Raw genomic sequence first — 20,159 nt, 5'->3', positions numbered from 1 at the left:
AGACTGGACGCATGGCGAGGATCGCGCGTTTTTGGACCGTCACGACCTGGAATATGCACGGCGCCCGCAAGCCCGACATCGCAGCCGTCGCCACTGCCATCGAGGTTGAGTCTCCAGACGTCGTCGTGATCCAAGAGATCCGCAAAGCGCAGGCCGCCGACCTAGCCAGTGCGCTCGGTATGCGTTTCACCTGGGCCCTCAAGCACTACCCGTTCACGCCGCTCCTGAAGGGCGCCGCTGAAGGCATGGCGATTCTGACGCCGCACGCCCTTGACGCTGCAGGCCACAGCCAGATCAGCAGCGAAAAGTCGAAGTGGACCCACAATCGACGCATCGCACTGTGGTGCCTCGTGGGTCGATCCGACGGGCTGGCCTACCGGATCTACAACGTGCACCTCTCATCAAGCGGCAGAGCCGCCGACCGACTTGCAGAGGCAATCGACGTGGCCAAACTCGTCAACAGCCACGGCGACGCTCCGCCGGCGGTCGTGGCGGGCGACTTCAACGACGGCGCAGAGGCCAGCATCATCTTCGCATTGCCGGGCATTGAACATGTCCCACCATCACCGACTCACCCGGCCGACGCCCCGACACAAACGCTCGACCATGTACTGCTGCCCGCTCAGGCACGCAGCGTGAGCACGACCGTGCCGGCGGGGAGCCCCGAGTGGGCAGCGATGTCAGATCACCTTCCGGTGACCGTGCGTTTCGACCTCGATTGGATCGAGGGTGACTTCACCTGAGCGAGCATGCAGGGACAGGCCCCGCCGAGCTCACTTCTTCTTCTTTTTGGTGGTCTCTTCTTCGCCGTCTTTGAGTACGCCCTTGGCGAGCGCCTCATCGAGATAGATCTCGGCGTCTTCAGCCGACACCTTCAACGCAGGAGAGATCTCAGACACCAGGTTCACCCGAGCACGCTCGTACATGGTGCGCTCGGCTGCAGACAGCGACGCATCACGATTTCGAGCAGCCAGGTTTCGCACGACTTCGGCGACCTGATACACGTCGCCGCTCTTCAGCTTTTCCTGGTGGTTCTTGAAACGACGGCTCCAGTTACTGGGCACACGCGGATCAGGCTTTGCCAACACTGACACGAGGTCTTCGAGTTCGTCAGCCGACACGGGTGGACGGACGCCAACACCATCGGTGTTGTCGAGCGGCACGCGCAAGGTCATTTCGTTGATGACGGTCTTCAGGATCAAGTACTCCTGCTTTTCGCCGAAGAACTCCATCTTCTTGGTCCCCTGCACGACACACGCGCCATGCTGGGGGTAGATGACGGTTTCGCCCTTCTTAAATTTCACGCAGAACCTCTTGGGTCGTCGGATAGCGGAAAGACGAGGCTAGCCCCGAACCTAACGATTGGCGCCTCCGGCAGGATTCGAACCTGCGACCGACGGGGTAGAAACCCGCTGCTCTATCCGAGCTGAGCTACAGAGGCAAGGACACGTACGTTATCGCCCGACCATCGTGGCGCCCGTGACAGACGAGAATCGACTGCGCTGATCAGACGTTCGACGTGATCACCGCGCCGTCGACGCCAGAGGTTGCGCCGTTGCCACCAGCACCAGCCGTGCCCTCTCCAAACGATGCGTCACTGAACGCCTGATCGGCTCCTGAGTCGTCAAACCATCCGTACGAGGAGCCACCCGATGCACCATCACCCTGCGAATCGGGGTTGACCCCACCGGGCGAACCAGGCATTCCGCCGGTTCGGGTGCTGCCATCACCGCCGGCACCACCTGCACCACCGTCGCGGCCGCCAGCACCGCCGTGAGCGCCTGCACCGCCTGCGCCACCACGAATGCGGGTCGAGTCGATGAACAATTCGGCGACGCGAGTCGTCAGCATGCCGTAGGAAGGTCCGCCAGCACCGCCACCGCCAGCACCACCGTGGCCTCCACCTCCCCCAGCACCACCACCACCTCCATTGCCACCGTCAGCAATCACTCCATCGACTCCGACAGCCCCAGCGCCGCCAGGTCCTCCTGCGCCTCCCGGTGCGCCAGCACCACCGGCAGCCCCGTTGCCACCGCTGCCGCCCGCGATGAGTGATTCCGAGATCACCAGGCGGTCGACGCCGACAGCCTGGAGGCCGACCGATCCGCCACCACCACCGCCACCGATCGCTCCATTGCCAGGGGTACCGCCTGCTCCTGCACCGCCGCCACCACCACCGGCCACGCGCAGTGGACCAAACCCACCACCACCACCACCACCAGCACGCCCCGCGATGCCGGGCTCACCTGTTCCGCCGGCTGCTCCGACGGGGACCGTCTCTTGGTTTGCCTGGGACACCAGATTGTTGCCACCGTCGCCACCGACGCCGCCGATACCACCGACGACGCCGCCATTTCCGCCGCTTCCTGGGCCACCGTCAGGCGCGCTGTTTGTGCCACCTTGGCCCCCGCTTGATTGTCCACTACTGCCATTGGCGCCGTTGCTCGTCTCGCCACCCCGGCCGCCAGCACCACCGGCGCCCGAACCGCTGCCGGCATTGCGCCCACTTGCAGATCCGCCGGCGCCACCAGCTTCGGCCACGCCATCGGTGTCAGGCGCTACGCCACCGTTGCCACCGTTGCCGCCGTTGACAGTGCTGCGCTCGATCGACAGCTGATCGACATCCGTGGCTAACACGCCAATACTGACGGCTCCGCTGCCACCCGGAGCCCCTGCGCCTCCTCGACCCGACACCACTCGACTATCGATGAGGTTGACTTCCTGCGCTCCCGCGATCAGAACACCGATTGATGAACCTTCACCGGTGACGTCGGCGCTTGTGATCTCAATCGACGCAATCCACCGCTCAGCGTCACCAAAGACCGTCAGCGCCACCTCGTTACCGGTGATCACCGCACGCCGATCAGCATCACGGTTCCATTCCTCGTCGAACCCGCCGTAGACACTCATGCCTGGTCCCAACTCAATCGTGGCATCCGACTCGTCGTAGATACCCACGCTCCGCACGTAGAGATCGCTGCCTTTTGCCGCAGTGGCTGCCGCGGCGATCGATTTGAATGGCGCTTCCATCGTCCCGTTCCCCGCATCGGTTCCACGCTCACCGTCGACAAACGCTGCCCGGCTAGCATCTTCGAACACCCGGACAACAACGTCATCAGTGGCCACGCCATCGGTTCCAGCGACTTCGAGTGTAAATGCCAGCGTCGCAACGTCATCCGGTGCGATTGCCACGGCTTCGGCGCCGCGCAGACTGCCAACGCCTGCCGTTGCATCAGGGCCATCGGTCTGTGTCCAGCGCACGGCGGCGTTCGGCGTGCCTGGTGCCAAGTTGGCCGCAACGAGCCTGAACTCGTCGCCCCGGTTCACTACGAGATCTGTACCAGCGTCGGCATTCGCAACGATCGGGACCGTCGTCGGGGGCAGCGTGGTTTCGACCACGAGCGTCGATGACTCCGACGCTAAGGCCGTCGACAGTGTGACCGGAACCGTGCCGGGCGCCGACGTGGGAAGCACAGACGACTGCACGGTCGTCGCCGTTCCGCTCTCGCGTGCTGCGACGAACGCGATCATTCCGGCGACCAAGACAACAACCGACCCAATACTGAGCCCAATGATCAGATTGCGCCGGCGTCGTTCGCTGTCGTTGAGCGAAGATCGGCGGGGTGGACCCGCGGGGCCACGGCCGGGGACGGCTCGGTCCGAGTTCCAATCGTCAGTCATTATTCACCATTCGTCTCCTGACGGTAGCGATCACAGACGGCTGCAGTACGGCACACTGCGTCAGGCGTCGAGATGGCGGCGCAGGAACCCCAGCGCAGTGATCACAGAGAACTGCCGCATCTGCTCCCGAATGCCCGGCAGTCGGACCTGGCGGACCTCGTCAAACCCAGGGCCGATCATGCCCACGAAGAGGGTCCCAGCGGGTTGTTCATCCTGTTCATCTGGGCCGGCAACCCCGGTGAGCGAAAGCCCGACGTCCGCCCCGAGACGCTCCCGGACACCCGCAGCCATCTCTCGTGCTGCCAACTCACTGACCACCGGGCCGTCCGAGACGCCGAGCAGCTGCTGCTTGACCGAGGTCGCGTAACTGACGATTCCGCCGACAAACACATCACTCGCCCCTGGAATGTCTGTGAGACGCCCGCCAACGAGGCCGCCGGTGACCGACTCCGCCACGGCCAGCGTCAGACCGCGCTGACGGCACAGATCGAGGACGACGGATTCCATGGTGTCTTCGTCAGTTCCGAACACGAACTCGTCGATCTCCTCGCGAACCACTGCCTCCCACTGGTCGAGTTGGGCAGCGCAATCGTCAGCCGTCTTACCTTTCGCCGTGAGCCGGACCTTCAGACCGTTCCAACCACTCGCCAAGAACGCGAGCGTTGGCGTGTCTGGCGTTTCCAACTGTTCGATGATGGCATCGAGACGTTCGTTCAGACCGCTCTCACTCTCGCCCCAGGTGCGCAGGACCCGTGAGGCAATGACGGCGCGTTCGCCGCTGCGCTTCAGCATGTCAGGGATAATCGCCCGATGGATCATGTCCTGCATCTCGTGCGGGACACCAGGCACTGCGTAGACCACTTTGGCCACGCCATCGATCATGATCGGACAAATCAAGCCGGGCGCCGTACCTCGAGTCTGCGGAATGATCGAGGCGCCGACCGGCACCTCTGCCTGCTGCCGGTTACTCTCGGCCATCACACGTCCCCGCGACTCGAACATCGCGCGAATGACCTCCACGAGCGCCGGATCTTCAATGAGCTCGACGCCCATCACCGCAGCGATCGCGCTGCGCGTCAGGTCGTCGTGTGTCGGGCCAAGCCCGCCGCACATGATGACTGCGTCAGCGTCGGCGAGCATCCGTCGGAGCTGCACTTCAATCCGGCCGATGTTGTCGCCGACCTTGACCTGCACCAGCGAGTCGATCCCATGGAGCGCCAACTCGCTGCCCATCCAGGCCGAGTTCGAATCGATGATCTGCCCCAGCAACAACTCGGTTCCGACAGCCAACACATCACAACGCATCAGCCCAGTGTGGCTCAGATACAACGTCGTGCCAGGCCCCAGCGTTCTCTCTCAGCCGGCTACTGCGGCTTGCGGGCTTGGTTGAGGTACTGGGCGCCGCTGATCAACGCGAGCGCGACAGCAGTCCAGAGCAGTCCCTTCCACAGCCATGTGGCGTCGAGCGCCGTCCATGGCAGGAGTGCGAACCCGACCGCGAGCTGCTGCGCAAACGTCTTGTACTTCGCAAGTTGCGATGCCGGAACGCTGATGCCCTTGCCGCTCACCAACACCCGGTAGACGCTGATGATGAGCTCACGTGCCGCAATAACGATTACCGGGACGACCCAGAAGACATCGGTACTGACCAGCGTGAACATGGCGCCGAGAATGAGCACCTTGTCGGCGAGCGGATCGAGAAATGCACCCGCTGCGGTGGGGCCCCGCCGCCGGGCGACGTAGCCGTCGATGAAGTCGCTGAAACACAGAACAAACCAGAGAAAACAGGCGATCCATGCGCCGCGCTGATGATTCGGAATCGCCCAGAACATGACGGGCGACAACAGCAGACGCCCGGTGGTGATGGCGTTCGCCCAGCTGGCGATCGACAAGCCTTGGCTCTGCGTTGCCTCCGTCGTTGCCATTACAACGCTGTCGATTCCTCGGTGTCGAGCGATGCGACATCGACGCCAGCGGCGACCAGATCAGGCCCCAGTGCGTCGACGATCTTGACCTCAGCGAACTCTCCCACCGTCACATCATGGCCGACGTGGATGATGCCATCGATCTCGGGGGCTTCACGGTGGCTGCGAGCCACGCCCGGAGCATCGACGAGCACCGACATCGTGGTGCCAATCAAGTCATCGCGTCGAGCAGCAGTGATGTCGTCTTGCATCTCACGGAGTTCGGCGAGCCGCTCGTGCATGAGCCCGGCGGGCACGACGCCTTCGCCCTTCTTCACCAAGTCTGCGGCATAGGTGCCGTCTTCGTTGCTGTACGAAAAGAAGCCGCACCAATCGAGCTGGGCCTCTTCAATGAAGCGCAGCATCTGGTCGTGGTCGTCTTCGGTTTCGCCGGGGTAGCCAACGATGAAGTTGCTCCGGAATGCTGCTTCGGGCTCGCGTTCACGAATGTCGGCGATGCGATTGAGGAAGCGCTGGCCGTCACCCCAGCGGCGCATCTTGCGCAGCAACGGCTTGCTGACGTGCTGCAGCGAGAGGTCGAAATACGGAACACCTGAGTTGCAGATCGAGTCGATCAGCGCATCGGAGAGATCACTCGGGTACAAATAGAGCAACCGGACTCGGTCGACTTGTGCAGCCACCGCATCGATCAGCGGCACGATCGAACCGGCGCCCATTTCGTCGGGGCGGTCCTTGCCGTACGAGGCGAGATCCTGAGCGACCAGCACGATCTCGCGCGCTGCCAGCTGTTCGACCTCGGTCAGGATCGATGACACGTCACGGCTGCGCTGCGGGCCACGGAAGCTCGGGATGGCGCAGAAGCCGCACGACCGGTCGCAGCCTTCGGCGATCTTGACATACGCCCACGGCACGGCGGACTTCGGCCGCGGCAGGTTGAGAAGATCGAAGTCGGGCAGCGGCGCTTCGGATACAGGAATGAGCTTGCGCCCGCTCTTGAGCTTGGGGACTTCGGTTCCGTCACGCTGCTCGGGGCGCATGTTGAACGCCATGCCAAACCCGGCAACCTGGTCGACTTCCGGTAATTCGGCGGCCAACTCATCGCCGTAGCGCTCGGCCATGCAGCCGGTGACGACGAGCTTCGAACCCTTGAGGCGCTGCGCGTCGAGAGCCAAGATCGTGTCGATTGATTCGCGTCGCGCCTCGTCGATGAACGCGCACGTGTTGACAACGACAAGGTCAGCCGCCGCAGCATCGTCGGTGGCTTCCATGCCGTCTGCAAGCAGTGCGCCAACGAGCTTGTCTGAGTCGACATCGTTCTTCGGGCAGCCCAGTGTTTCGATATAGAACCGCTGCGCCATGGCCGAGACGCTACCTGGCCATTTGTGCACGTTTGCGTCGACAGATCGGGTGGCATGCCAACCAGCTCTTCGACACAAACGGATGAATGCTGTTACTGGTGCGCGAGTCGCAGCCCGAGACGCGGCCATGGGAACGAGACCAACCGCCCCGTGCCCGACAAGGTCACGAACGCCGTTGACATGTCATCACCGCCGAAACAGATGTTGGTGGTGAAGATGTCGCCGGTGGCGTGATGCTCGGTGTGCTCTCCGTCGGGTGAGATCGCAGTGATCCCACCGTTGAGCAGCGTCGCCACGCACACCCAACCGTCGTGATCGACCGCCAGTGAGTCAAGCAACTGGTGCCCGGACAACCCGTGCAGGACCCTCGTGCGACCGCCAGGCGCCAGACGGCCAGGCGCTTCGAGCGCTCGCTCAAACACTCGACCGGTGTGCGTCTCAGCCCAGTAGAGCGTCGTCCCGGCAGGCGACAGGCCGATCCCATTGGGGCCCTCGACTGGGAAAATGGCCTCGGTGATCTCGGAACCATCGCACTTCGCGTGATAGATCGCGGTGAGGTCGGCCGTACGTGCATCAAGGTCGCGGATGCCGTGATCCGTGAACCAGAAACCGCCGTGACCGTCCATCACCAGGTCGTTCGGGGCTCGAAGCAGGCGTCCTTCGCATTCGGTGTACAGATCGGTAACCGAACCGTCGTGCAGATCAACCCGCTGGATTTTACCCCCGATGTAGCGCTCCGGGTCGTAGCGACCCGGTTGAGATCGGCCATTGCGTTCGATCGGCGTGAAACACCCTCCGTTGTTGCACAAATAGATCGCACCGTCAGGCCCGATGGCCGCTCCGTTCGGGCCGCCCGGAGTTTCAGCAACCTGTTCCTTGGTGCCATCGGGCCACACCCGAGTGAGGCAGGCCGCGAACAGTTCGACCACGATCACCGAGCCGTCAGGCATCGCGATCGGCCCCTCGGGGAAACGCAACCCGTCAGTGATCTCAGTCAACTGCGGCGTCAGAACGGAATGGGCCATAGGCCCATGCTGGCAGACCGCAGCCGTCTCGACTAGAGCTGGCCGTTTTGCTGGAGCAATTCGAACTCTTCGACCGTCATCAGCACGGAGCGGGCCTTCGAGCCCTCGCTGGGCCCGACAACGCCGCGAGTTTCGAGGAGGTCCATGATGCGGCCGGCTCGGGCGAAGCCAACTTTGAGCTTGCGCTGCAACATCGAAGTCGACCCGAGTTGGCTGCGCACGATCAGTTCCATCGCCTGGCGCATCATGACGGTGTCTTCGTCTTCTTCGCCGGCCGAGAAGGCGTTGGCATCAGAGGTGAGATCCATCGGCGACATCGACCCCCTCGACGAAGCGCCGGGCGCACCCAGCGTTGGCGGCACGAGTGCAGGCCGATCGCTGCCGGCGAATCCATGGGCGTCGAATTTGGGAGCGTCGTCGCCGTCTTCGACATCCGTCGAATGAATCGTCTCCGGCGATTGCGCACGCCAGTGAGCAACGACCTTACGGACCTCTTCTTCGGTGATGAAGGCTCCCTGGATGCGGTTGGCAACCGACGAGTTGCCCGGGAGAAGCAGCATGTCGCCCTTGCCGACGAGCTTGTCTGCACCGGGCTGGTCGAGGATGACTCGCGAGTCGGTCAACGACGAAACTGCGAATGCCATACGGGCCGGGATGTTTGCCTTGATCACACCGGTGATGACGTTGACCGACGGGCGCTGGGTTGCAACGATGAGGTGGATACCAACCGCACGCGCCTTCTGAGCGATGCGGGTGATCGACTCCTCGACGTCGCGTGCTGCGACCATCATCAGGTCGTTGAGCTCATCGACCACGATGACGATGTAGGGCATGTGCTCGTACACCGGTGCACTGTCGGGATCCCAGCCGATGGGCTGCTCAATCTCGCCCTTTTTAAAGGACTTGTTGTAACCACCGATGTCGCGGTAGCCGACCGCAGAGAGCACGTCGTAGCGACGCTCCATCTCTTTGACCGCCCACCCGAGTGCGTTGGCTGCCTTCTTCGGGTTGGTGACCGGCTGCGTGAGCAGGTGCGGCAAACGTTGGTACTGCCCCATTTCGACCTGCTTGGGGTCGATCAGAATCAAGCGCACATCATCGGGTGTCGTCCGCATCAGTAGCGACGTGATGATGCAGTTGATGCCGGACGACTTACCGGCACCCGTGGCGCCAGCAATGAGCATGTGTGGAGTGGATGCGAGATCGAGGAAGACGGCCTTGCCCGCGATGTCTTTGCCGATCGCGACATCGAGCGGCGAATCAGCCCGCTTCGCCTCAGGAGACACCATGAGATCACCAAGTGCGACGAGCTGACGTTGGTGGTTCGGCACTTCGACGCCAATAGCCGAACGGCCCGGGATCGGGGCCAGGATGCGGACGTCGGTCGCCGCCATTGCGTAGGCGATGTCTTTTTGCAGGTTCGTGACCTTCGCGACCTTGACACCTGGGCCGAGTTCGAGCTCGTATCGAGTGACGGTCGGGCCGACGGTCATGCCGATCAACTCGGTCTCGACGTTGTGCGAAATGAGTGCCTCTTGCAGCATTTCACCCCGCTTCTCGATGGCCTTGATGTCCATCTTCTGCTCACCGGCGGTTTCAAGGAAGCTGTTGGGCGGAAGGATCCAGTTGCCGACCTGAACACCATCGGCCGACAGGTCGCCCGGCTTGGATCCGGTGTTGACCTTGGGCTTCGGCTTCTTTGCCACGCGTTTGCGCTTCCCAGAGGGCCCGCCAGCCTCGTCGGCGTCGTTCCACTCATCACCGTCGTCTTCGAAGTCATAGAGCTCGGCACCGGCCTGCAGCGCCATGGGCTCACCGGCAACCGAACTGGGGTCAGCAAGTTCGCCAGAAGTGCCCATCCCTGAAGAGTCGTAGCTGCGCAGTTCGCCGCTCGCGTCGTGGTCACTACTCAACGTCGAGATGCTGCTGATTCCGGACCGGGCGGCACGACCCAGCGGCCGAAGCATCGTGGACAGGAACCCACCCGTCGAGGTCGCCATCGTTCGCAATGACGTCTGGGTGATGAGCAGGCTGCCACCGATCAGTACGACGATGAGAACCACCACGGCACCGGGCCCTTCAACCGCAGCCCGGAGCGGCTCCGCTGCGAGCGCACCGAACCAACCTCCGGCTGGGCCGAGGTCGTCGACACTCGCCGAAATCTTGTCGGGCCCACGGAGCAGGTGCAGCAGACCGAGCAGCGTGAGGCTGACCGCGGTCCAGCCGACCGCAAGGCGAACAGGGCTGTACGAACGCCCACGCTTGACGAACGAGACACCCGTTGCGACGAGGATCAGGGGGACGGCAAAGCGCCCAAGGCCCATGAACCAGCCGATCAGCGTCTCAATACCCCGCCCCAATGGGCCGGCGAGGCCGTCGACGTACACGGCGAGTGCGCACAACACGCCGCCACCAATAAGACCGAGGCCGAGGAACTCGTGCTCGCGGCCATCAAGCACGCCACGCAGTTCAGCAGCAGCACGATCGCTGCGAGTCAATTCGGGCGGCGTCTGGTCACGCACGTTCGAGCGTTGCTTCTTCGAGCGACTCGCTGGCATCACCTCGGTGTCGTCTGCTTTCGACGGCGCTCGAGTGGTCTTGGCCAGACGCGCCGAACTCCTCACCGACGTCGAGCGCTTGGCTGGCGACTTCTGGTTCGCAGCGCGCTTTTTGGCAGGCGGCTTCTTCTTGGACGGACCCCACGTGGACATGACAGCTCCAACCGTACCAACCCACTGTCACAGCGGTCCCGCATGGTCCGCACAGGCAACAGTCAACCGAGCCAGAAGTCCCCGAGAAAATGTCGATCAGAGCAGCACGACGTCGATGACCGCTCCACTGGGAGCGACGACGATGTCGAGTACGCCGCCCTGCTCAGAGCGCGCAGAAACGACATACCGCACGAAACCACCCGGGCCGCCCTCGACGCTGAATGCGTCGATCGTGGCGGTCGGCAGGTCGTTTTCAACGCCAACGAGGACCCTCGTCTCGTCGAAGTCGATGGCGTCGGCCGTGAAGGTCTGGCCAGCGGCCCCTTCGATTCGTGGCGCAGGCTCTTGCAACTCGCCATCGAGGTAGATGTACGGGACCGCTGCAGTGCCCCCGTCAACCGCCACGAAGACATTCGTCAGCTGGGGTGTTGCAGTAATTTCGAAGAACTCCTGCGGCCCGCCAAGCGCCGCGTCGACCGCTGCAGCTGCAGCTGCGATGTTGCTGACGAACGAGTCGCCGCCGCCTGAGGTCGTCTCGTCACTCCCGCCAGAGCAGGAAGCGAGGGCAATGAGTGAGGCAACAAGCAGCAGCGAGCGTCGAATCACCCTGCGAGTATGGGCCCGAAATCAACCAACCCTGCAATTCGCCCTTGGGCGTAGCGGGATCAGATCGTGCAAGGTCAAGGAAGCAGGAACCCGAGTTGGCCTCCGCCAACGAGCGGTGAGGGCTGACGCTGAGATCGAGTGACCTGGACCGCTACGCCTCCATGACGACGGGAACGATCATGGGCTTACGCTTGGTCCGATCGCTGACGAACTTCCCTGCTGCACGCCGCACCTCGCGCTCCAACTGCTCAACATCGCGGACGCCGTCGGCAAGGGCCTTCTCGACCCGCGCGGCAATGATGTCGCAGGCTTCGTCGAGCAGGTCTTCGGCTTCGGGTGCGTACACCCAGCCACGCGTGATGATCTCTGGGCCAACCAGGACCTTGCCGGTCTGGATGTCGACGGTGACCACGACGACAACCACGCCCTCTTCGGAGAGTTTCTGTCGGTCGCGTAGGACGCCTTGGCCGACGTCGCCAACGATGCCGTCGACGTACAGGTAGCCGGCAGGCACGCGGCCGACCGGGGCCAGGCCCTGCGACGACAGTTCGAGGACGTCACCGTCTTCACATTCGATGACCCGGTCGGTCGGCACGCCCATCAGCTCGCCGAGCTTGGCGTTGGCGACCATGTGGCGGTACTCGCCGTGGATCGGCACGAACCACTCAGGGTTGACAATCGACAGGTAAGTCTTGATGTCGTCGGCCTTCGCGTGACCGGTTGAATGCACGTCCATGACACCGGAGTGCACGACGTGGGCGCCGCGCCGCAGTAGCCCGTCGATCACCTTGTTGACGCTTCCCTCGTTACCGGGGATGGCATGGCTCGACAGTACGACCGTGTCGTCTTCGCCAAGCTGCAGCCACTTGTTTTCGCCGCGCGCCATCAGACCGAGTGCCGACATCGGCTCGCCCTGCGAGCCAGTCGAGATGATGCACACCTCGCCCGGCTTGTACTTGCCGATCTCTTCGATGTCGATCAACGACGACTCGGGGATGGTGAACACGCCGAGGTCGAGGCCGAGACGGATGTTCTTCTTCATGCTCAAACCGAGCGTGGCAACCTTGCGGCCCTCGCCGACCGCTGCATCAGCGATCTGCTGAATGCGGTGGAGGTGGCTGGCAAAGCTCGCGGTGATGATCCGGCGACCGCGTTCCTGCGCGAACAGCGAACGGAGCACTCCACCGACATTGGTCTCGCTCGACGCATAGCCGGGCTCTTCGGCATTCGTCGAGTCGCTCATCAGCAACCGGATGCCTTCGTTCTTTGCGAGCTGGCCGATACGGGCGAGGTCAGCACGGCGCGAGTCAACCGGCGTGAGATCGATCTTGAAATCGCCGGAGTGCAGCACGATGCCCTGTGCAGTGTGCACTGCGATGGCGTGGGCGTGCGGCACCGAGTGGGTGACCGGAATAAACTCAACGAGCAACGAACCGATATCGACCTGCTGACCGTCTTGGACCGGACGCATATCGATTTTTGACATCAGGCCGGCTTCTTCGATGCGGTTTCGGGCCAGGCCGAGCGCGAGGGCCGAGCCGTACACCGGGAGCGGTTCGCTACGCAGGTCGCCGAGGCCGCCTTCTGAGCGGTTGCGCATCAAGTACTGGATGGCGCCGATGTGATCTTCGTGGCCATGGGTGAGCACGATGGCCGAGAGCCGCTCGGCGTTCTCACGGAGGTACGTGAAGTCGGGGAGGATCAAGTCGATCCCGTGGTGATGCGGGTCAGGAAACATCAAGCCGCAATCGATGAGCATCATCGTGCGGTCGGGATCATCAGGTGCACCCTGCTCGATGACCATGCAGTTGCGGCCAATTTCGCCGAGCCCGCCCAGGAACACGACACGGACCGGCACCTTCGGGTTCAGGGTGGCCGTCATCGGTTGGGGTTTACTCATTATTGGGATCCTTCACGGGTGGCGAGCAGGTTCTGGTAGACCGCTCGGGCGGCGTCTTCGGTGCCGGTCGGGGCTGGGCCCATCGGGAGACGGCAAGCGCCGACCGGGTGGCCGAGCGTCTGCATCATGACCTTGGGTTGCACCGGGTTCGGTGCGTCGTCGTTGCCTTCGAACGAGTAGCTCTCGATCAGGAGGCGGTTGATCCGCTGGGCTTCGGCGATGTCGCCACGGCTCCATGCTGCGAACATCTTGATGTGCTCGGGTGCAGCCCAGTGCGTGCACACTCCGACCGCGCCGACAGCGCCAACCGCGAGCAGCGGCAAGTTCATCGGGGAGTCACCCGAGTACACCTCGAAGTCGTCGGGCACCGCAGCAATGACCTTGGCGGTCTCGCTCGGATCGCCGGCAGCATCCTTGAGCGCCACGATGTTTGTCACGTCGTTCGCGAGGCGGATGATGGTGTCGTTCGACATCTTGCGACCGGTGCGCTTCGGGATGTCGTAGATCATCACGGGCAGGTCGGTGGCCGATGCGATAGCCCGAAAATGGACCTCGATGCCGGTCTGTGACGGACGGTTGTAATAGGGACTGACGCCGAGGATCGCAGCGAGGCCAAGTTTGCTCGCTTCTGCGGTGAGGCCGATGTCTTGGCGGGTGTTCGATCCTGTCGTGCCGCCGATGACGGGCACGGTGACCGCTGCCGAAATCGTTTCGAACAGTGTCAATTTTTCGTCGATGCTCAGTGTCGCTGACTCGCCAGTCGTGCCAGAAACAACGAGCGACTCGTTGCCTTCGGCGACCAGAAATTTGGCCAGGGCGACAGCCTCATCGACATTAAGTTCGCCGTCGTTGTCGAACGGGGTGACCATCGCAACCGAGACCGCACCGAAGCGGGGCATCAGCAAGACCTCAGAAACACAGTGCTGTTCACGGCAATGAACCTATTGGATGACTCGCCACTTCATGCGGCGGAGTTACCGCGATGCGCAGGGAGAATGAGCAGGGAGAATGAGCAGGGAGAATGAGCAGAGGGAATGAGCAGAGGGAATGAGCAGGGACGGATGTCGGGTCAGAACGAACCTTCGGCTGAGCGATCGATTCCCTGAGTGAGGATCAGGTCCTCGTGCAACTCCATCCAGGCGTCGTGGTAGCTCCCGCACATCACACCGGTGAACATGTTGGACTCACCCGACTGCAGTCGGGCGACCGAAGAGGCAAGGCGAGGCCCATAGCAGGCAAGACGGTCGAGTAGGCCGGCCGTCGAAACCAGGATCGGTTGCGCCCGACCGTCGAGATCGACGAGCCGAGCGATCACCGCCGCGTCATAGGCGGTATCGGTGTGATCGTTCACCCCGCCGTTGCGGAGCTGCCAGTCGCCGCACAGCGTCTTGAACTCGGTGTTGAGTTCCAGGTAGCCGGCATACAGCGGCGCCAGCGCGGCGAGGTCGGCACCGGCAAGATCGGTGTCCAGCATGGCCGAGTGGGCGGCGCGACCGTCAGGAGTCAACTGCCACAGCGATCTGGCCTCGCGGAACTGGGCGTGCGCTGCCGCTTCCAGCCCATCGAGATGCGCCTGCACCGCCGCTGCGTCGGAACCGGTCATTTCCTCAAGCGTGTCGACGGTCGCAAAACCCTTGATTCGCAATGCGTGGAATGTGCAGAACTCCGGTGTCGATGTGTGCCCCATTTAACTGACACTAACGACCGGTCGGTTCAGCGGCGAACCCCACCGCCTGGACGACCGTCGGCACGGGCGGCGTCCTCGTTCGTCGCCACCAGAGATACAGCCCGGTCCCGACAAGGATCGGGAGGACGTAGGTGATGAACCGGTACACCAGCACCCCGGCGAGTGCCACGTCAGCCTGTACGCCTGCGGCCACCAGCGCGCCAGTCAGCCCTGCTTCGATCACGCCGACACCACCCGGGGTCGGTGCGAACGATCCGAGGATCTGGGCGACGAAATAGACACGCGCAAATTCCGTGACGCCCAGTTCATCCCCGACTCCGAGCCCGCGCAACGCGGTCCAGAGGATGATGACGCCAGTCCCCTGCGCGATCGTCGTTCGCAGCAGGAGCGCGAACGGTCGACGAGCAGTCGCTCGGAGCGAGCCTCGAACCTCGGCAACGAAGGCCACGGCATCGCCACTCGCCAACCCCGGCGCCGAACCAGCGAACTTGGACCGCACCCATTCGGCTCGTTCGGTGGTCCAACGGTGGGCTTTCGGCGAGAAGAGGGCAAAGGACCAGAACGCCGATGAACCGATCAAGACCGCTGCGCAGGCGGCAACGATCAGTAGATCAGCCAGGCTGGCTTCGCGCTGGCTGATGTCGGCCAACGTCGCCACCAACGGATACCCCCAGCTCACGAAGGCCGTCGCCACACCGGACGCCACGAGCATGTGGACGAACGGGCCCGCAGACGCTCCGCTGTCACGCGCAATCTGCCACCGCAGCAACGTGGCAAGCGGGCCGCCAGCCGGCACACCCTTGCTCACTGCCGACCCGACGTCGCCAATGACCTCGGCGCGCCCGAGCGAGGTTCCAGGCAACAGGGATCGGATCACGTCGGCTCGCGACACCCGCTCGATGATCCCGAGCACTGCCAAGATGACCAGCGTCGATCTGGAGAAACCTCGGAGTAAACCGACCGCATCGACGATGGTCCGACGCTGTACGACAATCGCTCCGACGAGCAGGGCCACGACGACGAGTACGGCAACGCGGCGCACCCGTGAATCGCTCGCCAGCCGCCGCATGAGCTCAAGGTAGAACGATCAGCCAACAGCTGCCAGACCGGCCTCGGTTCTTTTCAGCCCTGGATTTGTGTGCGGCTCACACCGTCGGCGATCGCTGCAGCAGCAACTGCTTTCGCCACCGCCATCGACACTGCCCGGTCGAACACCGAGGGCATGATGTTGGTTGGGCTCAGCATGTCGTCTGTCACCGCTTCGGCGATTGCCTTCGCTGCAGCAAGCTTCATGCCTTCGGTGATGTCGGTGGCCTGCGCGTCGAGTGCACCGCGGAAGATTCCCGGGAAGGCCAACACGTTGTTGATCTGGTTCGGGTAGTCGCTGCGGCCGGTGCCCATCACGGCGACGAGGTCACCCACGAGCTCAGGGCGGATCTCGGGGTCGGGGTTCGCCATCGCAAACACGATGGGATCGGCGGCCATGTTGCCGATGTCGTCGACGGTGAGTACATCGGGTGCACTGACGCCGATGAACACGTCAGCCCCGTGCATCACGTCAGAGAGCGCTCCCTGTTTGCCGTCAGGATTGGTGTTCTCGGCGAACCACTGCTTCCAGGCATTGAGCCCTTCGCGTCCGTCGTACACCGCACCTTTGCTGTCGACACCGACGATCTTGCTCGCACCGGCACCCAGCAGGATCTTGCCGATGGCGACGCCGGCCGCACCGACACCGGAAATCACGATATTCAGGTCAGCCATCTTCTTGCCGGTGATGCGCAATGCGTTCTGGACGGCGGCGAGGGTGACCACGGCCGTGCCGTGCTGGTCGTCGTGGAAGACCGGGATGTCGAGCGCTGCTTTGAGCGCTTCTTCGACCTGAAACGCCCCGGGTGCTGCGATGTCTTCAAGGTTGATCCCACCGAAGGTCGGGGCCAGCCGGATGACGGTCTCGATGATCTCTTCTGGGCTCGACACGTCGAGGCAGATCGGGAAGGCATCGACGCCACCGAACTCTTTGAACAGCAGGGCCTTACCCTCCATCACGGGCATGGCACCCTTCGGGCCAATGTTGCCGAGGCCAAGCACTGCGCTGCCATCGGAGACAATTGCCACGGTGTTCTTGCGGATCGTGTACACGTCGGCCAGACGCTCGTCGGCCGCGATGGCGTTGCACACGCGTGCGACGCCAGGGGTGTAGGCCATCGACAGGTCGTCCATGTCTCCGACAGGGCAGAGTGACAGCACTTCGATCTTGCCGCCCTCGTGCATCCGGAAGGTGCGGTCGTGCCACTCCTCGAGAGTGACACCTTCGGTTGCTTGGACCGCAGACACAATCTCTGCTTGGTGGTCGACGCTGGAGCAGTTGACGACAATGTCGCGTTCAAGCTCCTTGCCCTTTGCAACGAAGCCCTCGATCGCGAAGATGTTGCCGCCCGCCTCACCAATGGCTGTGCAGAGACGCCCGAGTACACCCGGCACGTTGTCCAACGTGACATCGAGCGAGATCGAGTACTGGGTGGCGGGAGGCTTCGACATAAGGGGTCGAATCTACCGCCGTCTCCCCCTGACCAAGTGTCCGGTGTTTTCGCTGTGTCGAGTGTTTTCTGCCGGTATAACTCCAACGAAACACCCGACAGGCGACGCCGGTAGATTCGTGGCTCGCGTGAACAACCTCTGAAGGAGACCCAAATGCGTTCAACCAAGCTCATAGCCGTCGCTGCGGCAGCCACCCTCGTCCTCGCCGCTTGCGGCAGCGACGACGCCCCAAGCGGCGCACCGACCAGTGAGGCAGCCGAGGCCGAGACCCCGGCCGACACCGAATCGCAGACCACCGAAGCAGCCAGCGATGCTTGCTCGAACACGATTGAAGATGGCGTGCTCACGATCGCCACGGGCAACCCGGCGTTCTTCCCGTGGGTGATTGACGATGCTCCCGAGTCAGGCCAGGGCTTTGAAGCCGCCGTCGCACTCGCCGTCGGAACGCAGATGGGCTACTCGGGCGACGCCGTCACCTGGGTCCGCACCGACTTCGATGCCGCCATCCAACCTGGCGCCAAGGACTTCGACTTCAACCTGCAGCAGTTCACGATCACCGACGAGCGCAAGGCGACGGTTGACTTCTCCGTCCCCTACTACACCGCCAACCAAGCAATCGTTGCACTCAACGGATCATCTGCCGAAGGCGCTACCTCGATCGCTGACCTCAAGGACGTCAAGTTCGGTGCTCAGGCCGGCACGACCAGCTTCGCCTTCATCACTGACGTGATCCAGCCGACACAAGACGTCTTCGCCTACGACGACAACGTCGGTGCCAAGGCCGCACTCGAAGCCAACCAGATCGACGCCGCTGTGTTCGACCTTCCGACAGCTCTGTACGTGTCCGGGGTCGAGATCGACGGAAGCTCGGTGGTGGGTCAGTTCCCGGCCGCAACTGGTGGAACGACGGACGAATTCGGCCTTCTCCTCGAAAAGGACAGCCCCCTGACGCCTTGCGTCAACGCTGCTGTACAGGCGTTGACCGATTCCGGTGAACTCGCCGCGATCACCAACGAGTGGCTGTCCGAATTCACCGGCGCACCGGTCATCTCCGAATGATGCAAGAGTTGCGTACGGGGTCAGGCCCCTTTCGCAACTCTTTGAACCCTATGGACAGTCAAACACGCCGCGAGGCGTACGAACAGCGACAGCGACGCCGATCAATCGGCATCGCGTCGGCGAGCACGGCGGTCGTCATCGCAACGATCGTCGTGCTCGTTCCGCGGGCCCCCCGTTGGGATCGAGTGAGGAAGTCGTTCTTTGACGGCGACATCTTCACCGACTCGTTTCCCCGCCTTCTCGAAGCCTTTTGGCTCGACGTCAAGATCTTTGCCTGGTCCGTCCCGTTGATCTTCGCCCTCTCGTTGGCGATCGCGATCTCGCGCAACACGCGCTCCCCTGCACTCTTTCCACTGCGCGCTGCAGCAGTGATCTACACCGACGTGTTCCGCGGCATCCCCGTCATTCTGACGATTTTTCTCGTCGGCTTCGGCGTCCCTGGCCTGTTCGAATCGCGAGCCTGGAGCAACCCCCTGATCTGGGGCTCCGCAGCGCTCATCCTCTCGTATTCGGCGTACGTGTCCGAAGAGATCCGCGCCGGTATCGAGGGCGTGCACGAAAGCCAGCGCGCCGCCGCACGCTCGCTCGGTATGACCAGCGCGCAGACCATGATCAGCGTTGTCCTCCCCCAGGCTTTGCGCCGCATCGTCCCGCCGATGATGAACAGTCTCGTCTCGCTGCAGAAAGACGTTGCGCTCGTCAGCCTGATCGGCCCCGTCGAGATCCTCCGCCAGGCCGGGCTCGACAAGTCAAAGTTCGCCAACTTCACCCCGTACGTCGCAGCAGCCGTCATCTTCCTGATGGTCACAATTCCCTGCACTCGCCTCGCCGACTACCTCCTCAATCGGGAACGGCGCCGCACCGGAGCAACAGCAGTCTCATGACGACTCCCAAGCTCTCGATGCGTGCAGTGCGCAAGTCTTTCGGCACAAACACGGTGCTCGATGGCATCGACCTCGATGTCGCTCCCGGCGAAGTCATCACCCTGATCGGCGCCTCCGGCTCCGGCAAGTCGACGCTGCTCCGTTGCAGCAATCTGCTCGAGCCAATCGACGACGGAGCGATTCTGTTCGACGGTGATGACATTGCCGAACCCGGCCTCGACGCAGACCCAATTCGCCGCCGGATCGGCATGGTCTTCCAGAGCTTCAACCTTTTCCCACATATGAGCGTCACCAAGAACGTGGCGATTGGCCCGCGCAAGGTGCTTGGTGTTGACAAGGCCACAGCGAACGCCACCGCTGTCGAGTTACTCGCACGGCTCGGGCTGACAGATCGAGCCGACGCCTATCCCGACCAACTCTCGGGCGGCCAGCAGCAGCGCGTAGCTATCGCCAGGTCACTCGCAATGGGACCCGAGGTGATGCTGCTCGACGAGATCACGTCAGCGCTCGACCCAGAACTGGTCGGGGAGGTGCTCGACGTTGTGCGCGACCTCAAGGCCGACGGGATGACCATGCTGTTCGCCACTCACGAGATGGCCTTCGCCCGTGAGATCAGTGATCGAGTCTGCTTCCTCCACAAAGGCCGGATTCTCGAACAGGGCCCGCCCGAACAGATCTTCGGCGATCCGCAAGAGCAGCGCACGCGCGAATTCCTGCAGCGCGTGATCGACTCCGGACGCCTCTGACCGTCGATTGCTTTCGCGGCCTCGGGTGTTTCGTCGCGG

Annotated in this window: 17 protein-coding genes and 1 tRNA gene; 4 read left to right on the top strand and 14 right to left on the bottom strand. The window is 63.1% G+C overall.

The window, feature by feature from the left end:
- The first annotated feature begins 11 nt into the window (after positions 1-11).
- Positions 12-743: an endonuclease/exonuclease/phosphatase family protein gene (locus ACH2EI_RS03440; RefSeq protein WP_395152963.1), complete on the top strand. Its 732-nt coding sequence runs from the start codon at positions 12-14 to the stop codon at positions 741-743.
- 30 nt (positions 744-773) lie between these two features.
- Here the strand turns inward: ACH2EI_RS03440 and ACH2EI_RS03435 are convergent, their stop codons facing one another.
- The 14 genes from ACH2EI_RS03435 to ACH2EI_RS03370 form a co-directional block, all read right to left on the bottom strand.
- Complete coding sequence (locus tag ACH2EI_RS03435) at positions 774-1,304, bottom strand: CarD family transcriptional regulator (protein ID WP_395152964.1); 531 nt, start codon at positions 1,302-1,304, stop codon at positions 774-776.
- A 59-nt stretch (positions 1,305-1,363) separates the two neighbouring features.
- Positions 1,364-1,441: transfer RNA gene (locus ACH2EI_RS03430), tRNA-Arg, on the bottom strand.
- Positions 1,442-1,506: 65 nt separating this feature from the next.
- Positions 1,507-3,681 (bottom strand): hypothetical protein, encoded by a 2,175-nt coding sequence (locus tag ACH2EI_RS03425; protein WP_395152965.1) that lies wholly within the window; start codon positions 3,679-3,681, stop codon positions 1,507-1,509.
- A 60-nt stretch (positions 3,682-3,741) separates the two neighbouring features.
- Positions 3,742-4,986, bottom strand: a complete 1,245-nt coding sequence (locus ACH2EI_RS03420) for a competence/damage-inducible protein A (RefSeq protein WP_395152966.1) — start codon at positions 4,984-4,986, stop codon at positions 3,742-3,744.
- A 59-nt stretch (positions 4,987-5,045) separates the two neighbouring features.
- Entirely contained in the window at positions 5,046-5,606 is a 561-nt protein-coding gene (pgsA, locus tag ACH2EI_RS03415; RefSeq protein WP_395152967.1) for a CDP-diacylglycerol--glycerol-3-phosphate 3-phosphatidyltransferase, read from the bottom strand.
- Positions 5,606-6,964, bottom strand: coding sequence for a 30S ribosomal protein S12 methylthiotransferase RimO (gene rimO / locus ACH2EI_RS03410; RefSeq protein ID WP_395152968.1), 1,359 nt, complete (start codon positions 6,962-6,964; stop codon positions 5,606-5,608). The genes pgsA and rimO overlap by 1 nt, the downstream gene beginning before the upstream one ends.
- A gap of 92 nt (positions 6,965-7,056) precedes the next feature.
- Positions 7,057-7,989 (bottom strand): SMP-30/gluconolactonase/LRE family protein, encoded by a 933-nt coding sequence (locus ACH2EI_RS03405; protein ID WP_395152969.1) that lies wholly within the window; start codon positions 7,987-7,989, stop codon positions 7,057-7,059.
- Between the two features lie 32 nt (positions 7,990-8,021).
- A complete protein-coding gene (locus tag ACH2EI_RS03400; RefSeq protein ID WP_395152970.1) occupies positions 8,022-10,700 on the bottom strand; it encodes a DNA translocase FtsK in 2,679 nt (892 codons plus the stop codon).
- Between the two features lie 96 nt (positions 10,701-10,796).
- Positions 10,797-11,306, bottom strand: coding sequence for a hypothetical protein (locus tag ACH2EI_RS03395; RefSeq protein WP_395152971.1), 510 nt, complete (start codon positions 11,304-11,306; stop codon positions 10,797-10,799).
- Between the two features lie 151 nt (positions 11,307-11,457).
- Positions 11,458-13,206 carry a ribonuclease J gene (locus tag ACH2EI_RS03390; protein WP_395152972.1) on the bottom strand — a complete coding sequence of 583 codons (1,749 nt, stop codon included), beginning with the start codon at positions 13,204-13,206 and terminating at the stop codon, positions 11,458-11,460.
- Positions 13,206-14,105, bottom strand: coding sequence for a 4-hydroxy-tetrahydrodipicolinate synthase (gene dapA, locus ACH2EI_RS03385; RefSeq protein ID WP_395152973.1), 900 nt, complete (start codon positions 14,103-14,105; stop codon positions 13,206-13,208). The genes ACH2EI_RS03390 and dapA overlap by 1 nt, the downstream gene beginning before the upstream one ends.
- A gap of 170 nt (positions 14,106-14,275) precedes the next feature.
- Positions 14,276-14,893 (bottom strand): MarR family transcriptional regulator, encoded by a 618-nt coding sequence (locus tag ACH2EI_RS03380; protein ID WP_395152974.1) that lies wholly within the window; start codon positions 14,891-14,893, stop codon positions 14,276-14,278.
- Positions 14,894-14,903: 10 nt separating this feature from the next.
- Positions 14,904-15,962, bottom strand: coding sequence for a YbhN family protein (locus tag ACH2EI_RS03375; RefSeq protein WP_395152975.1), 1,059 nt, complete (start codon positions 15,960-15,962; stop codon positions 14,904-14,906).
- A 53-nt stretch (positions 15,963-16,015) separates the two neighbouring features.
- The gene (locus ACH2EI_RS03370; protein WP_395152976.1) at positions 16,016-17,431 is read right to left on the bottom strand and encodes an NAD-dependent malic enzyme; all 1,416 of its coding nucleotides are present in this window, start codon (positions 17,429-17,431) and stop codon (positions 16,016-16,018) included.
- A gap of 153 nt (positions 17,432-17,584) precedes the next feature.
- On the opposite strand from ACH2EI_RS03370, the gene ACH2EI_RS03365 reads away from it, so the two are divergent.
- Genes ACH2EI_RS03365 through ACH2EI_RS03355 form a run of 3 tightly spaced genes read left to right on the top strand, consistent with a single transcriptional unit; the run spans position 17,585 to position 20,120 of the window.
- Positions 17,585-18,490: an ABC transporter substrate-binding protein gene (locus ACH2EI_RS03365; protein WP_395152977.1), complete on the top strand. Its 906-nt coding sequence runs from the start codon at positions 17,585-17,587 to the stop codon at positions 18,488-18,490.
- 50 nt (positions 18,491-18,540) lie between these two features.
- A complete protein-coding gene (locus ACH2EI_RS03360) occupies positions 18,541-19,374 on the top strand; it encodes an amino acid ABC transporter permease (RefSeq protein ID WP_395152978.1) in 834 nt (277 codons plus the stop codon).
- Entirely contained in the window at positions 19,371-20,120 is a 750-nt protein-coding gene (locus ACH2EI_RS03355; RefSeq protein WP_395152979.1) for an amino acid ABC transporter ATP-binding protein, read from the top strand. Before ACH2EI_RS03360 ends, ACH2EI_RS03355 begins: the two co-directional genes overlap by 4 nt.
- The last annotated feature ends 39 nt before the right edge of the window (positions 20,121-20,159 follow it).

It is taken from the genome of Ilumatobacter sp. (genome assembly GCF_041688325.1).
GTDB lineage: Bacteria > Actinomycetota > Acidimicrobiia > Acidimicrobiales > Ilumatobacteraceae > Ilumatobacter_A.
This window is presented reverse-complemented; position numbering and strand designations above follow the sequence as displayed.

Bases quoted from the DNA above. Each gene is read 5' to 3' on its own strand.
- ACH2EI_RS03400 (WP_395152970.1), bottom strand. From the start codon at position 10,700: ATGTCCACGTGGGGTCCGTCCAAGAAGAAGCCGCCTGCCAAAAAGCGC.
- ACH2EI_RS03365 (WP_395152977.1), top strand. From the start codon at position 17,585: ATGCGTTCAACCAAGCTCATAGCCGTCGCTGCGGCAGCCACCCTCGTC.
- dapA (WP_395152973.1), bottom strand. From the start codon at position 14,105: ATGCCCCGCTTCGGTGCGGTCTCGGTTGCGATGGTCACCCCGTTCGAC.
- rimO (WP_395152968.1), bottom strand. From the start codon at position 6,964: ATGGCGCAGCGGTTCTATATCGAAACACTGGGCTGCCCGAAGAACGAT.
- ACH2EI_RS03380 (WP_395152974.1), bottom strand. From the start codon at position 14,893: ATGGGGCACACATCGACACCGGAGTTCTGCACATTCCACGCATTGCGA.
- ACH2EI_RS03390 (WP_395152972.1), bottom strand. From the start codon at position 13,206: ATGAGTAAACCCCAACCGATGACGGCCACCCTGAACCCGAAGGTGCCG.
- pgsA (WP_395152967.1), bottom strand. From the start codon at position 5,606: ATGGCAACGACGGAGGCAACGCAGAGCCAAGGCTTGTCGATCGCCAGC.
- ACH2EI_RS03375 (WP_395152975.1), bottom strand. From the start codon at position 15,962: ATGCGGCGGCTGGCGAGCGATTCACGGGTGCGCCGCGTTGCCGTACTC.
- ACH2EI_RS03420 (WP_395152966.1), bottom strand. From the start codon at position 4,986: ATGCGTTGTGATGTGTTGGCTGTCGGAACCGAGTTGTTGCTGGGGCAG.
- ACH2EI_RS03405 (WP_395152969.1), bottom strand. From the start codon at position 7,989: ATGGCCCATTCCGTTCTGACGCCGCAGTTGACTGAGATCACTGACGGG.
- ACH2EI_RS03440 (WP_395152963.1), top strand. From the start codon at position 12: ATGGCGAGGATCGCGCGTTTTTGGACCGTCACGACCTGGAATATGCAC.
- ACH2EI_RS03355 (WP_395152979.1), top strand. From the start codon at position 19,371: ATGACGACTCCCAAGCTCTCGATGCGTGCAGTGCGCAAGTCTTTCGGC.
- ACH2EI_RS03360 (WP_395152978.1), top strand. From the start codon at position 18,541: ATGGACAGTCAAACACGCCGCGAGGCGTACGAACAGCGACAGCGACGC.
- ACH2EI_RS03370 (WP_395152976.1), bottom strand. From the start codon at position 17,431: ATGTCGAAGCCTCCCGCCACCCAGTACTCGATCTCGCTCGATGTCACG.
- ACH2EI_RS03425 (WP_395152965.1), bottom strand. From the start codon at position 3,681: ATGACTGACGATTGGAACTCGGACCGAGCCGTCCCCGGCCGTGGCCCC.